General features: G+C 59.6%; 12 protein-coding genes. 9 read left to right on the forward strand and 3 right to left on the reverse strand.

Features of this window, described 5'->3' with window-relative positions; all coding sequences use genetic code 11:
- Nucleotides 1-20 precede the first annotated feature (20 nt).
- Both GSQ81_RS12505 and sucC read right to left on the reverse strand, forming a co-directional pair.
- The gene (locus tag GSQ81_RS12505; RefSeq protein WP_158911061.1) at nucleotides 21-1,196 is read right to left on the reverse strand and encodes an NAD(P)/FAD-dependent oxidoreductase; all 1,176 of its coding nucleotides are present in this window, start codon (nucleotides 1,194-1,196) and stop codon (nucleotides 21-23) included.
- Nucleotides 1,197-1,225: 29 nt separating this feature from the next.
- Nucleotides 1,226-2,401, reverse strand: coding sequence for an ADP-forming succinate--CoA ligase subunit beta (gene sucC / locus GSQ81_RS12510; protein WP_158911062.1), 1,176 nt, complete (start codon nucleotides 2,399-2,401; stop codon nucleotides 1,226-1,228).
- A gap of 152 nt (nucleotides 2,402-2,553) precedes the next feature.
- Here sucC and trpD point away from each other — a divergent pair, with 152 nt between their 5' ends.
- The 4 genes from trpD (at nucleotide 2,554) to GSQ81_RS12530 (ending at nucleotide 6,332) form a co-directional block, all read left to right on the forward strand.
- On the forward strand, nucleotides 2,554-3,606 hold the full coding sequence (gene trpD / locus GSQ81_RS12515) for an anthranilate phosphoribosyltransferase (RefSeq protein WP_254060156.1): 1,053 nt from the start codon (nucleotides 2,554-2,556) through the stop codon (nucleotides 3,604-3,606).
- A 317-nt stretch (nucleotides 3,607-3,923) separates the two neighbouring features.
- Nucleotides 3,924-5,159: an MFS transporter gene (locus GSQ81_RS12520; RefSeq protein WP_158912209.1), complete on the forward strand. Its 1,236-nt coding sequence runs from the start codon at nucleotides 3,924-3,926 to the stop codon at nucleotides 5,157-5,159.
- 174 nt (nucleotides 5,160-5,333) lie between these two features.
- A complete protein-coding gene (locus tag GSQ81_RS12525) occupies nucleotides 5,334-5,693 on the forward strand; it encodes a YbjQ family protein (protein WP_254060157.1) in 360 nt (119 codons plus the stop codon).
- Between the two features lie 39 nt (nucleotides 5,694-5,732).
- Complete coding sequence (locus tag GSQ81_RS12530) at nucleotides 5,733-6,332, forward strand: thymidine kinase (protein WP_158911063.1); 600 nt, start codon at nucleotides 5,733-5,735, stop codon at nucleotides 6,330-6,332.
- Nucleotides 6,333-6,518: 186 nt separating this feature from the next.
- Here GSQ81_RS12530 and GSQ81_RS12535 read toward each other — a convergent pair whose 3' ends face one another.
- Complete coding sequence (locus GSQ81_RS12535; protein WP_254060158.1) at nucleotides 6,519-8,018, reverse strand: S10 family peptidase; 1,500 nt, start codon at nucleotides 8,016-8,018, stop codon at nucleotides 6,519-6,521.
- Nucleotides 8,019-8,114: 96 nt separating this feature from the next.
- Here GSQ81_RS12535 and GSQ81_RS12540 point away from each other — a divergent pair, with 96 nt between their 5' ends.
- From GSQ81_RS12540 to GSQ81_RS12560, 5 genes are all read left to right on the forward strand, one after another.
- Entirely contained in the window at nucleotides 8,115-8,705 is a 591-nt protein-coding gene (locus tag GSQ81_RS12540; protein ID WP_254060159.1) for a superoxide dismutase family protein, read from the forward strand.
- A 757-nt stretch (nucleotides 8,706-9,462) separates the two neighbouring features.
- A complete protein-coding gene (locus tag GSQ81_RS12545) occupies nucleotides 9,463-10,077 on the forward strand; it encodes an RNA polymerase sigma factor (RefSeq protein WP_254060160.1) in 615 nt (204 codons plus the stop codon).
- Nucleotides 10,078-10,146: 69 nt separating this feature from the next.
- On the forward strand, nucleotides 10,147-11,130 hold the full coding sequence (locus GSQ81_RS12550; RefSeq protein ID WP_158911065.1) for an anti-sigma factor: 984 nt from the start codon (nucleotides 10,147-10,149) through the stop codon (nucleotides 11,128-11,130).
- Nucleotides 11,127-12,338, forward strand: coding sequence for a B-box zinc finger protein (locus GSQ81_RS12555; protein WP_158911066.1), 1,212 nt, complete (start codon nucleotides 11,127-11,129; stop codon nucleotides 12,336-12,338). The genes GSQ81_RS12550 and GSQ81_RS12555 overlap by 4 nt, the downstream gene beginning before the upstream one ends.
- Nucleotides 12,339-12,341: 3 nt before the next feature.
- Entirely contained in the window at nucleotides 12,342-14,078 is a 1,737-nt protein-coding gene (locus tag GSQ81_RS12560; RefSeq protein WP_158911067.1) for a DUF4097 family beta strand repeat-containing protein, read from the forward strand.
- Nucleotides 14,079-14,091 lie beyond the last annotated feature (13 nt).

A 14,091-nucleotide genomic window follows, 5' to 3' on the forward strand; every position in this document is an offset into this window, starting at 1 on the left:
CATGCAACCAAAGCCCTGCATCAATGCTCTGCCATGGAAGAGACCGAAGCGGCTCCCCCAAAACTCTGAAATAGTCCCACAACGCGCTCCGCTGCATCCGGCGCGTAGAACATCTCGGTATTCAACATCGTGTCTTGCGTCATGTCCTGCATGCGGGCGAACATCTCAACCTCATAGGCAGCAATCGCGCTGGCCAGGTCTGCTTCGCTGAAGAGAGTCCGCGACAGTACAAGAGCATCCAGCATCGCCATGTTCACGCCTTCCCCGGCATACGGCGGCATCACATGCGCCGCATCTCCGATCAACGTCACATTGGGCCTCGAATTCCACTGTTGCTCTGCCGGACAAACCAGAAGCGGGCGCCAAGCCATCGCCGCTGTTTTCGCGAACAGCGGCGCCCACAGCTCACTCCACCCCTTGAAGTTCGTATGAAACCATGCCACACACTTGTCCGCGGTATCCGCTTCCTCGAGACGCCTCTTACCGTCCGCCTCGCTACACTTCAATCCTGCATAGAACAGAATGCTTCCGTCAGGCTTGGTTCCCATTCCCAAAGTTCGCTCATTCCCAAGCGCGATCAACGCCGCACCGCCCAACAGGTCCCAGAGTTCCGGCACCGCGCCTTTCGCCGCAGGCACAAGGCCCTCGACGAGCGTAACCCCGACATACTCCGGACGAAGGGGCGTAACCAGCGCACGCAATCGTGAGTTCGCGCCATCGCAGCCAATGGCTACATCCGCCAGAACGCTATCCCCTCCTGCAAAATGCAATGCCACCTCGTGACCGCGAAACTCGGCGAATTCCAACTTCCTGTCCCAATGCACCGTCCCAGGGCGCAGCGAATCCAGCAGGATTTCACGCAGAGGACCACGCTCGATTTCAGGACGCTTGCCCGCGCCGGACATCGTGCGTGGATGATCGTGAAGTATCGTTCCGTTCTGGTCGGTCAAGCGAAGACGGTCAAGATCCGGTCGGTGGTTCGCCCAGAAAGCATCGATCAGACCGGCAGCCTCCAGCGCCGCCAGCCCAGAGTCCTCATGCAGGTCCAACGCACTGCCTTGAACGCGCGCCTCACGACTATGGTCGCGCTCATACACTGCGACGTCTGCACCACGCATCTGAAGCAGCCGCGCCAGCGTCAGTCCGCCAGGACCTCCGCCAACGATGGCGATCTTCTTTCCTTCAATAATGCTCATGCGTGACACCCAGTGACTAGATTGGCAGGCTAAACCTTCGCTGCAGCGGCCACTGCAAGATCAGCGGCTTCCTTCATCGTCGTCCCAACCTCAAACTTCAGCCCGGATTCCTGAAGTATCTTCCGGCCCTCTTCGACATTGGTTCCTTCCAGCCGAAGGATGATCGGAATCTGCACATTCAGCTTCTTAGCCGCCGCAACGACTGCCGTTGCCAGCACATCCACACGCAGAATGCCGCCAAAGATATTGATGAAGATCGCCTTCACATTCGGGTCGCTCAGCAGAATCCCGAATGCATTCTCGATCTGTTCCTGGTTCGCGCCGCCGCCGACATCGAGGAAGTTCGCCGCCGCGCCGCCAGCATACTGAATGATGTCCATCGTCGCCATCGCCAGCCCAGCGCCGTTCACCATGCAGGCAATCGAGCCATCCAGCTTGATATAGTTCAGCGCAAATTTGCTGGCTTCAACCTCCAGCGGATCTTCTTCCGACAGGTCGCGCAGCTCCTTCAAATCCTTATGCCGGAACATCGCATTGTCGTCGAAGTTGATCTTGCAATCGAGCGCCAGCAGCTTGCCGTCCTTCGTCGTAATAAAAGGATTGATCTCCATCAGCGTCGAGTCGGTATCGACAAAGGCCTTATAAAGACCCGTCATAAACGCGACCGCCTGGTTGATCTGTGTCGGCTGCAAGCCAAGCTTGAACGCCAGGCGCCGTGCCTGATATGGCTGAAAGCCGACCGCAGGCTCGATGTACTCCTTATAGATAGCGTCAGGAGTCTTCGCCGCGACCTCTTCAATCTCCATACCGCCAGCCTGCGAGGCCATAAACACGACCTTCGCCGAAGCCCGGTCCAGCACCAGCCCGAGATAAAGCTCGCGGTCAATCGCCGAGCCCTCTTCAATCAGTAGCCGCTGTACCTTCTGTCCGGCAGGCCCGGTCTGATGCGTCACAAGCTGCATCCCCAGAATCGCCTTCGACGCGGCGTTCGCATCTTCGAGCGTCTTCACTACCTTCACGCCGCCGCCCTTGCCGCGTCCGCCCGCATGAATCTGCGCCTTGACCACCACCGCCGCATTACCGGCGGCAAACAAACTCTTGGCAGCCGTATCGGCCTGCTCGAGCGTGGTTGCCATCTCCCCATTGGGGACGGGAACGTTGTACTTGCGAAGAATCTCTTTAGCCTGATACTCGTGAATTTTCATAGGTATTGTCGCGATCTGCCTGCCTTTGAAGTGTAGCGGACGCCAACAAGCCGTCGCAACCAAATCTCGCACACCGGTGCGGTTATCGTGCCTTCCCCCGATCATCTTGTTCGTCCCTTAATCCTGGAACAAGCGCCTGCGCTCTTGCCTACATGGCACCACCTGCTACCCTTAACCGAATGCCCCCGCAACCTCACCTCAAGCAGATCGTCGAAGGCCGCCAGACGCTTACCCGCGAGGCCGCCCGCGCCCTCATGCAGCAGATCCTCGCCGGAGAGCTGTCTGAAATACAACTTGCCGCTCTCCTCGGAGCCCTGGCTGCCCGCGGCGAAACCGCCGCCGAGATCGCCGGCTTCGTCGAAGCCATGCGCGCCGCCGCCACTCCCTTCCCTCTGAGCGATGCCGAACGGCTTCAGCTTGTAGACACCTGCGGGACCGGAGGCGATGCCAGCGGCACCTTCAACATCTCCACCGCCACCGCACTCGTCGCCGCCGCTGCCGGAGCCACCGTCGCCAAACACGGCAACCGCGCCGTCACCTCGCAATGCGGTTCAGCCGACATCCTCGAAGCCCTCGGCGTCCCCGTTGACCTCTCCCCCGCCGCAGCAGCCGCCGCTCTGCGCAAACACCGCTTCGCCTTTCTTCATGCGCCTGCCATGCACCCGGCCATGAAGGCGGTCATGCCCGTCCGCCGCGCCCTCGGCGTCCGCACCATCTTCAACGTACTCGGCCCTCTCACCAACCCCGCCGGAGCTGCCGCGCAAGTCATGGGCGTCTACTCGCCGCATCTGGTCCCGCTGGTAGCTGAAGCCATGGCCCTGCTCGGCACCCGCCACGCCTTTGTCGTCCACGGCGACACCGGCATCGGCGGAGGCCTCGATGAGCTCTCCATCAGCGCCTCCAGCCGGATCGCCGAAGTTCGCAACGGCGCGGTCACTCTCAGCACCCTCACCCCCGAAGACGCGGGCCTACACCGAGCCTCCATCGAAACCCTTCGCGGCGGCAACGCCGAAACCAACGCAGCCATTCTCGAAGCCATCTTCTCTGGCGAGCGTAGCCCACGCCGCGACATCGTCCTGCTCAACGCCGCCGCCGTCCTTGTAGCCTCCGACCTCGCACCTACCCTTAACGAAGGCGCAGCCAAAGCCGCCCACGCCATCGATAGCGGAGCCGTCAAAGACTTACTTAAAGCTCTCCGCGACTGACGGTTGACCGCAGTGGCACTCCCAAAAGGGAGTATTATTTGGGCCATGAAACGGAATGGATGGATTTACATCGCTGCGATCTTTTTCTTTAGTGCCATCAGAGATCAGTGGTTTCCCAGCTTCTTTACAATTCATCCCGCACCTCACCCTCTAGCAAACTGCGCTCTGGGTTGCATGTTTCTGGCGATCGGCATCACCCGCACACAGAAGGCGAAGAAGACTGCCTAAGCATCTTGCGGTAGAAACCCTCTTTATACAAACCTGCTATCTGTGTCTTCGATACAATCCCGCATAGCCAAAAACGCAGGAGAAGCCGCATCGAAGTTCTACCCCTATCGCAAAACGAGCAGAGCACTCCCGGTTGGCAGTTCGCTGTAAGCTCCGGCATCCTGGGCTGGGTCCTCGACGCCTTCGACTTCTTCGTCGTCATCTTCCTGCTCGACGCTCTCGCCGCGCACTTCCACGTCGAAAAGCTCGCCATTGTCTGGACCATCTCCATCACCCTGGCCATGCGCCCCGTCGGAGCTCTCATCTTCGGCGCGCTGGCTGACCGTTATGGACGCAAAAAGCCTCTCATCGCCTGCGTCATCTACTTTTCAGCCGCCACGACCCTCAGCGCCTTCGCGCCCAATTACATCATCTTCTTTGCCCTGCGCGCCCTCTACGGAATCGGCATGGGGGGCTACTGGGGCATCGGCGCATCCTTCGCCATGGAAAACGCTCCTCGCGAGCGGCGCGGCATCCTCTCCGGCATGATGCAGGGCGGCTATCCCTTCGGCTATCTGCTTGCCGCGGTCGGTATGATGACCATCGCACCGCACTTCGGCTGGCGTGTCATGTTCGTCGTCGGCTCATTCGTAGCGGTCGCCATCATCGGACTGACAGCCCTTTCGCCCGAGTCCGAAGCCTGGAAGATGCACCGCATGGGCTCTATCGGGAGCATCTTCAAAACCCTCTTCCAGCACAAGCGCAGCTTCTTCTACCTGCTCATGGTCATGGCCGTCATGACCTGCCTGTCGCACGGCACGCAGGACCTCTATCCCGACTTCCTCAAGACGTTGCCGAGCATCAAACACGCGCTAATCCTTGGCGTCCAGCCGCTCTACGGAATCCCCATCGTCTACAACATCGGAGCCATCGTCGGCGCGCTCTTCTTCGGCCAGATCTCGGAGAAGATAGGCCGCCGCTACTCCATCATCGCGGCTCTTGTAGTCTCATTGCTCTCCATCCCTGCATGGGCCTTCGGAGGCTCGATGCTCATCCTCGTGCTTGGCTCGTTCATGATGCAGGCCGGAGTGCAAGGAGCCTGGGGCGTAATCCCGGCACACTTGAACGAACTCTCTCCCGACTCGGTGCGCAGCCTCTTCCCCGGCTTCGTCTATCAGCTCGGCGTCCTCATCGCCTCCCCGGCGGTCTCGTTCGAATTTCTCTTACGCGACCACTTCGGCTATCCCTGGGCGCTCACCCTCTTTGAAGGCGTGGTCATTGTCGCGTTGATCTTCATCTTCGCCTTCGGCCCCGAACAGCGAGGCCGCAGCTTCCGCCAGCAATAGCGATAAGCGATACCTACACAACATTGTCATCCTGAGCGATGCGCGTAGCGCGAGTCGAAGGACCTGCGGTTGCTGTGCCTGTTCTTAATCGGTGCTATCGGTGCAAATCGGTGTTAAGACTTCCTCTCCGAACCGATGCGCCCGAGTACAATCTCGCATAGCTAAAGGAGCCTTATGTCCGCCTACCCACCACCACCCATCGCCTTCGATCCCACCATGGTCACCACTGCCCTTGAGCTTCCCGGCTATCGCATCGTCCGCAATCTGGGAGTCGTCCGCGGCATCGTCGTCCGTTCGCGTTCCATCTTCGGCACCTTCGGCGCAAGCCTGCAAACCATCCTCGGCGGCAATATCACCATCCTCTCGCAGCTCTGCGAGAAGACCCGGCAGGACGCCTTTGCCATGATGGCGCAGCATGCCTCCGAGCATGGAGCCAACGCGGTTATCAGCTTCCGCTATGACGCCAACGAGCTGATGCAGGGCGTCACCGAGGTCCTCGCCTATGGCACAGCCGTCCTCGTCGAGCGCATCTGATGCGCTAAAATCCACCGCTAAACCCGCTACGATAGCTCCATGACCACCGTCCCCGGCCGCATCGAAGTGATCACCGGCCCTATGTTTTCGGGCAAGTCCGAAGAGCTTATCCGCCGCCTGAAACGAGCCAGAATCGCCCGTCAGCGCGTCGCCTGCTACAAGCCCGACATCGACCTTCGCTACCACCGCACCGCCATCGCCAGCCACAGCTCACAGACACACGACGCCATCACCGTCGCCACTGTCGAAGATCTGAAAGCTGCGCTATTTCCGCAGCTTGGCGAGATCGACGTTATCGGCATCGATGAGGCCCAGTTCTTCGACACGCGCCTCATTCCGTTGTCCGTAGAACTCGTTCACCTTGGCAAGCGCGTGGTCATGGCCGGACTCGACACCACCTTCAACGCCGAGCCCTTCGGCCCGATTCCCGCGCTGATGGCCATCGCCGACGAGGTCACCAAACTCTCTGCCGTATGCATGGTCTGCGGCCAGCCAGCGATCCATACCCAGCGGCTGGGCCAAAGCCAGGAGCTTGTCGTCGTAGGAGCCGCAGGCGTCTATGAAGCCCGCTGCCGCGCCCACTTTCAACCCTTCACCGACGAGCACCACTCCGAGCAGCTAGAGCTCCACGACCTCTAGAGAGGTTCTCCTTCAGATGTAGTTTTGGTGATTCGAGCAAAACGCAGATTCCCTTCGGGAATGACAAACAAGAGATGCCACATCTGTTCCCCTCTGGAATGACAAATAAAGGAAGCTACGCCTGAGAGGAAATCGCTATAAATTTGCGGGTGATCTGGAAGGCTCAAGGCGCAGCATCAACGCTCTTTAATGCGCCTGGAACATCTCCATCACATCTTTTTGCAGTGCCATCTGGCTTGACGGGCGGCTATAGAACATATGGCCGCCAGGATATTCCTTGACCTGCACACGGTTCGGATCACCCATCATCGGCATCTGATCGACAGTCAGGATCGAGCCCATGAACGGGCAGGAGAGATCGTTCCAGCCGTGGACGATCAGCACATGCATCTTGGGATCGTTCGCAACTGCCTCGCGAAGCTGCTCGACTGAGCCTTTGCGTAGTTCGTCTCCGCCGTCCCACAGCCGGTTTACATTGCCGCTCAACGCTTCATAACGCGCATCCGTCTTCCAGCCAACGGTCTGGGTCACGAAGTTGACCATCGCGGTCGTCGTGGGGGCGATGATGCTCTCAAGAATAGGATCGTTGCTGCGCTGGTCCGGGTCGTTCGGGAACGGGTCCCATGCGGTGACGTTGGGATCGTAGCGGCTGCCCAGTTTTCCCTCAGAGCGGTAGACCTCGCGCAGATAAGCCTGCGTTTCGAGCTTGCCTCCAGCACGCTTGACGAAGACGGGATCGAGGCCGGTCAGCTCGGTTACGTGCTGAATCATCTGCTGCGTCGCCTCTGGGTCGGAGCGGCCTTTCATCAGGGCAGCGGCGTAGTCGGTGCGCGTGTAGGCGATGACCGGAGCCATGGCCTCTGCGCTCAGCTTGTGCTCGCGTTCCATGTGAGCGGCGACGATCGAGGGCAGCGTCATCATCCAGGGCAGCGGAGAGAGATCGCCGTTGTCTTCAACCGTAGGGTTCAGGTAGGGCGAGACCAGAACAACTCCGTTCAGCGCTACACCGAGTTCAGTCTGCAGATAATGCGTGACACGCGGGCCGCGGAAACCGCCGTAGCTCTCGCCGACGAAGTATTTACGCGAATCGAGACGGCCGTTTTTGACCAGCCAGTCGTAGACCGTTCTTGAGAGGTATTGAATGTCGGGAACAGTGGTGTAGAAGAGTTTTTTGGTCTGGTCCTCGGAGACGAGCGAGCGGCTGAAGCCGGTGCCGATGGGGTCGATGAAGACCAGATCGGTGAAGCCGAGCCAGGTGCCGGGATTGTCGGTCAAGGTGGCCGGATCGGAGGGGCTGTCACCCTCCGCGCCGAAGGCTACATGCTTGGGACCGATGGCTCCGAGGTTGAGATAGACCGACGAGGCACCGGGGCCGCCGTTCATCCCGAAGGTGACGGGACGGTCCTTTCCTTCTACCGTGTAGGCCGTGTAGACGACCTCGCCGACCTTCTTGCCTTCTTTATTGTTCACGGGAAGCGTCCCCACCGTGACGGTGTAGTGCAGCGGCTTGCCGTCAAGCTGCATCGTCTGCTGTACGTGCGCGTCCGCAGGCAGAGGAGCCAGATCAGTTTTGGGTTCGGCTGCTTTGGCTGGCTCGGGCTTCGCATCGGGAGCATCCTGCGCCTTTGCCACCGGCAGCAGGATCAGGGTTGAGGCAAACGCGAGACGCACCGCAAATCGGGACACAGAGGAAACTCGTGACGACATCATCTAATAAACATACACATTGCAGACTTTTCGTACGACGCATCGCGAGTTTTCTATGGCGTGCATCAAATCTTATTGATCGAAGCTCTAAACTGGCAGCAGTCGCAGACCGAATCGAGCCTCAAGGGAGACAGCACCATGCGCATGACCATTGGCCTACTGGCCTTAGCCACCTTCGCCGCCGCACCTGCATTCGCCAAACCCAGCAACAAGCTGGTTGTCCCTATCAAAACCAGCGAGGGCCAGGACGCGGGCACGGCAACATTCCGTCAGCTCAAGGGCGGCAAGCTCTCCGTCAAACTCAACCTTAAGAACCTTCCCTTTGGGGAACACGCCGTCCACATCCATGAGCACGCAGCCTGCGATGCGCCCGACTTCAAGAGTGCCGGTGGCCACTTCAACCCTGCGGGCAAGAAGCATGGGACGATGAACCCGGAGGGCCATCACAACGGGGACCTGCCGCAGAATGTATCCATCGGCGAGGACCACATGGGTTCGGCCAGCTTCAAGGTTGCCGACCTCTCCTTGACTCCGGGCGAGACCAACAACATTCTTGCCGGAACGGCCATCGTGGTGCATGAGAAGGCAGACGACATGAAGACTGATCCGACCGGCAATGCGGGGAACCGGATCGCCTGCGGCGTGATCTCAGCTCCCACGCCGTAAGGATGAGTCGGAATTGCGAGGTACCCACCCCCCGGGGGTATTTTTCGCCTAAAGCATTTCGATTCAACTACTTGAGCGATTTAATCTCCGCAAAATATTCATTGCAAAGGATTTAACCCCTAAAATATTGCATCGAAAAGAGTTAGGGAGGTTCTCCTCTAGATGTAGTTTGGTGATTCGAGCAAAACGCAGATTCCCTTCGGGAATGACAAACAAAGGAATCTACACCTGAAAGGAAATAGCTATAGGCCCGACGTTGATCGCCGGGCCTTTTCTTTGCGGTACTTAAAGACTATCAAATGGCTGGAAACTCATTTGCAGATTGCATCGATTTATTTTCCGGGAAATAAGATGTTTATTTTGTGGTGGTTATAGGAACCAGCTCCGGATTTTTCCAGTGTTCGGGGCTTGACACCTTTTAGGTCGGGCTTTCAGCCCTTATCAGTTCGGGGGATCGCTTACTGGGGTTCTGCCCCAGGCTGGTATAGGTCGCGCCTTTGGCGCTCGCTGGCAGATCCTGCCCCTATTGGCCACGGTATAGCGGTATTTCAAGTGTGTGTTGAACTACGGTGAATGCCGCTGCGTACAGGCATCCATGGGCGTTCTTCACATCGCGATTCCAGCACCGGGCCGGCCAGCCGGACGTAAATCGACGCCCCGCGTACTTCCCCACTCTGGTCATGGAACCTCACATCAAACCCCCTCGGCACCAGCGCCGCGAGGTACACTTCTTCCACCACTTAAGACGCCAGAGGCAATGTTGGAGCGCACCCCCGAGCAGGAAGCCGCGCAGGAAGCTGTAGCCAAACTGGTACGCCAGTGCATGGCCGGGGACTCGCACGCCTGGCAGCAGCTCGTGACCTCGCAGCACCGGCGTATCTATGCCATCTGCTACCGCTTCACCGGTTCGAGCACCGACGCCGAAGACCTGACGCAAGACGTCTTCCTGAAGCTCTATAAGAACCTGGCCAGCTTCGACACGCAGAAGGGCAGCTTTCAGACCTGGATCACGACGCTGGCCCGCAACCTGCTTGTCGACCACTTTCGGCGGACGCGGCTGGACCGCGCCAGCGACTCGCTCGATGTCAGCTTCGACGGCGAGGACGGCAGCCCGACGATGGGCGATCGGCTGGCCGATCACCGCCCCTCGCAGGAGCAGCATGTTGCCTCGATGGAGCTGAAAAGCCAGATACAGTGCGCCCTTAAGCAGCTATCGCCCGAACTTCGCGAAGCGGTCATTTTGCGCGATCTGGAAGATATGGATTACAAGGAGATCGCACAGGTGCTCCGCATACCCGAGGGAACGGTTAAAAGCCGCATCAGTCGCGGTCGCGGGGAACTTGCGAGGCTTCTGCAACGTATAGAGAGATAAGAGAAACGGGTATAGAAAGACAAGTAAATACGGATCGAGAAAGACCAGATAGAAAGGCGGGTGATGTAAGTGGCAGAGTTCAACCAATTCGGTAGCGCACAGCCTCCCCAGACGGGGGAAGCCGGACACTGCGCTCAATGCGAGGCGATGCTGGCCGACGCGCTCGACGGAACGCTCTCCCCGGCAGAACAGGCAGCGTTCGATCTGCACATGACCTCCTGCTCCGCTTGCAGCGCCATGCTGGCCGACGCCCAGCGAGGGGCCGACTGGCTGGAGATGTTGAAGTCGCCCCGGCCCGAGCCTTCGGCGGCCCTGCTGGAACGCATTCTTGCCCAGACTTGCAACGCCCAGTCCCAGGCTGACGCTAACCAGCCTCAGCTTGTAACCGGCAAACAACGCAGCGGCCTGTGGCAACCCAGCACCCTGCTGGGACACTCCGGCCCGGTGTCGGTCGCCGCGATGCAGCCAGCAGGGGCGGCGTATGCCTCCAACGTTCTACCCTTCCGCAGCCGCGTAGCTGCGGGTTTCCATCTGCGCTCCATCGGCCAGACGCTGCTGCAGCCGAGGTTGGCGATGACTGCGGCGATGGCCTTCTTCTCCATCGCACTGACCATGAACATTACCGGAGTTCACCTCAACCAGCTGCGCGTCAGCGATCTTCGGCCCACCAGCATCAAGCGCAATATCACGGATGCGAATGCCTCCGTTCATCGCTACTATGACAATCTGAAGGTCGTGTATGAGCTGGAATCTCGCGTGCGCGATCTGCAACGCTCGAGCAACGACAACGACCAGTACAGCCTGCCTTCGAACCAGAGCGCTCCGGCTGCCCAGCCCCAGCAACCAACCAAGCAGGAACCGGCAACACAGAAACCAGACTCGAAGCAGTCTCGTCCCAAACCCGGCCCCGGCTCCAGCCAGCGTGAGACCCGGAGCGGCAATGTGCAGTTTGCCGACTCCACCGAACGGCCAGCCCCTGTCCCCGCCACCCAGGCTTTTGTTGTCTTTACTCCCAGTGTTTTGAAGTACCTGCAGGAAGGGGAACTTGTATGAACTGCGCCAACCATCCTGATCGTGAACGAATTGCCTTTTGCCAGAACTGCGGCAAGCCTCTGTGCCAGGAGTGCACCCGCGCTGTCGGCTCGGGCGTCTTCTGCGAACCCTGCCTGGTGGCCAAGCTGGCCGGAGCAGGCACCCCCAATCCTGCCGGTGGCCCCGCTCCCGGCGTGAATTACCCGGTCGACGGAACGATTCCGCCGCCGCCTTCCGCGGACGAACCCAATCCCGGCCTCGCCGCCCTGCTGGGCTTCATCCCCGGCGTGGGTGCGATGTACAACGGTCAATATGCCAAGGGCATCGTGCACCTGATCGTCTTTGCCGTGCTGGTGAGCCTGGCGGACGAGAACAGTATCTTCCTCCTCTTCGTCTTCGGCTGGGTCTTTTATCAGGCCATCGAAGCCCATCACACCGCGCAGGCTCGCCGCGATGGTACACCGCTGCCAAATCCCTTCGGGCTGAATGATCTGGGCGAACGCCTTGGCTTCGGCAAAGCGTGGCCCAGCGGAGCGGCGCATGGAACGACGAGCGGACAGTACACGGCTTCGGCGCCGGACGCGACAGTGCCTCCTACTCCGGGCTATGCTCCACCAGCACCGGGTTACCCACCCTACACACCTCCTCCGCCGCCTCCCAACTGGAATACGCAGTGGGAGAACTATGTACCACCCGGGACACCATTCGCCGGCTCGGCTACGCCTCCGGCGGACCTCAATCCTCCCTATAGCGGTAGTCGCTTCCCCACCGGGGCGATCTGGCTGATTGGCCTTGGCGCACTCTTTCTCATCGGCAACTCGGGGATGTTCCACGGCTTTCCAATGCATTGGTTTGTGCCGATGCTGTTAATCGGGTTCGGGGTGTGGCAGTTCGTCCACAAGATGACGGAGACCGGCCCGCTTGCCGATGACGGCACGGCCGCCTATAAATTCCGCGCCTTTCATGCGCTGCGCGGGTCGATCTGGATCATACTGGTCGGCGTGCTCTTCCTGCTGGACAGCTCGCATATCCTCTCGTGGGGCCGGAGTTGGCCGCTGTTCATCATCGTCGCAGGCGTGATGGCAGTCCTGCAACGAGCTGTCTTCACCACTGCTGCGACCGCTCCTCCGTATCCGCCGCCCTATTCGGCTGCGCCTCCGTCCGGACCGGCACCAACGACCACCACCTCCATCGTTCCCTCCAATACGCACGAAGAGGAAGGGAAATAAGCCATGGCCACCAACCCTCCACCTTACCCGCCGCCAGGACCGCCCTACGGCAATGACTGGAAGTATCAGCGTCGCGTGATGAAGGAACAGGCCCGCATGCAGCGCGATATGCTTCGTGCCCAGGCAGCCGCCTATCGCAACCAGGCGCGCGGAATGCGCCACGGCTCAATCGTCGGGCCATTTATCCTGATCGCAATCGGCGTCGCTTTCCTGCTGGTACAGATGGGCCGCCTCGATGCTCATCAAGTGTGGGACTGGTACGGTCACTGGTGGCCGGTAGTGCTGATCGGCGCAGGCGTTGTGATGTTCCTCGAATGGGCATTCGACCGCTACATCTCAGCCGATCCTTCCCATCCTGCCTATCGCAGGGGCATGGGAGGCGGCGTGTTCTCGCTGCTTTTGCTGTTGGTCATCGCAGGCGTTATCTTCAGCGGGTTTCGGCATGGGAACGGAGATTTTTTTAATCACAACTTCGGCATTAACCAAAATGACCTCGACCAGTTTCTCGGCGACAAACACGAGAGCGACCAGTCCATCGTTCAGGCCCTTCCGGCCGGCAACGGCTTCTCCGTCGACAACCCGCGCGGCGACGTCATCGTCTCCGGGACCAGCGACGACAACCAGATCCACATCGCGATCCACAAAGAGATTTATAGCCGCTCTGACTCCGACGCCGACCATAAAGCCCAGCAGCTCACTCCGCAGACCAGCACCAACGACAATATGGTCACGCTCACCATGCCCCCGCTTCCAGGAGGACGTGGCGATCTGACGATCACCGTGCCTCCGACAGCCGTCATCAGCGTGAACGCCAACCACGGCGACGTGCGCGTCAGCGCCATTAAGGCGCCCGTCTCCGTCACCGCCAACCACGGCGATGTTGAACTGAGTGCCATCACAGGCCCTGTTACCGCCCGCATCAATAACAGTGACTCCTCCTTCTCGGCGCACAGCATCACGGGCCCGCTCATCGTCGAAGGTCGCGGCCAGGACCTCACGCTCTCTGACCTGAACGGACCCGTCAGGATCAATGGCGACTTCTTCGGTTCCACCCACCTAGAGCACATCCGTGGCACCATCAACTTCCACTCGACACGCACCGACATGCAGTTCGGCCGTCTCGATGGCGAGGCAGACATCAGCAACAATGCCGACCTCTCCGCGAGCGAGGTTGTCGGGCCGCTCACGCTCAGCACGAGGAGCCGCAATATTACGCTCGATCGCATCGCCGGCGACGTCTCCGTCACCAATAGCAATGGCTTTGTGAATCTCACCAGCGCTCCGCCGCTGGGCAATGTCACCATCGAGAACCGCATGGGCGATATCACGCTCACGGTGCCTGAGCACTCCAGCTTTTCGGTCGATGCTCAAACCACCGATGGCGATTTGGATAACGACTTTTCCCTGCCCAACCAAGGCACGGATACCCATAAGAACTTTACCGGCACCATAGGCAAAGGCGGCTCAACGCTCCGTCTCACCACCAGCCACGGCGATATCGCGCTGAAAAAGACCAGCGTTATGCCACTGCCTGCCGCTCCACCTATACCGCCTAAGCTGACCATCATTCCTCCAGAGGCCAGGAGCGCCATCGCGGGCGCCAAAGCTGAGGCAAAGGAAGCCGAAAAGATGGCCGCTCAAGAGGTCAAGGAAGCCAAAGCTCAGGCAAAGGAAGCTACCGCTCAGGCAAAGCGCGATGCGAAACAGAAATCTCAGTCCTCAGACGACGATTCGCAGTAGTGAAACATCTTTA

This window comes from Granulicella sp. L56 (assembly GCF_009765835.1).
Classification (GTDB): domain Bacteria; phylum Acidobacteriota; class Terriglobia; order Terriglobales; family Acidobacteriaceae; genus Edaphobacter.

Bases quoted from the DNA above. Each gene is read 5' to 3' on its own strand.
- GSQ81_RS12560 (WP_158911067.1), top strand. From the start codon at position 12,342: ATGGCCACCAACCCTCCACCTTACCCGCCGCCAGGACCGCCCTACGGC.
- GSQ81_RS12505 (WP_158911061.1), bottom strand. From the start codon at position 1,196: ATGAGCATTATTGAAGGAAAGAAGATCGCCATCGTTGGCGGAGGTCCT.
- GSQ81_RS12530 (WP_158911063.1), top strand. From the start codon at position 5,733: ATGACCACCGTCCCCGGCCGCATCGAAGTGATCACCGGCCCTATGTTT.
- trpD (WP_254060156.1), top strand. From the start codon at position 2,554: ATGGCACCACCTGCTACCCTTAACCGAATGCCCCCGCAACCTCACCTC.
- sucC (WP_158911062.1), bottom strand. From the start codon at position 2,401: ATGAAAATTCACGAGTATCAGGCTAAAGAGATTCTTCGCAAGTACAAC.
- GSQ81_RS12555 (WP_158911066.1), top strand. From the start codon at position 11,127: ATGAACTGCGCCAACCATCCTGATCGTGAACGAATTGCCTTTTGCCAG.
- GSQ81_RS12525 (WP_254060157.1), top strand. From the start codon at position 5,334: ATGTCCGCCTACCCACCACCACCCATCGCCTTCGATCCCACCATGGTC.
- GSQ81_RS12545 (WP_254060160.1), top strand. From the start codon at position 9,463: ATGTTGGAGCGCACCCCCGAGCAGGAAGCCGCGCAGGAAGCTGTAGCC.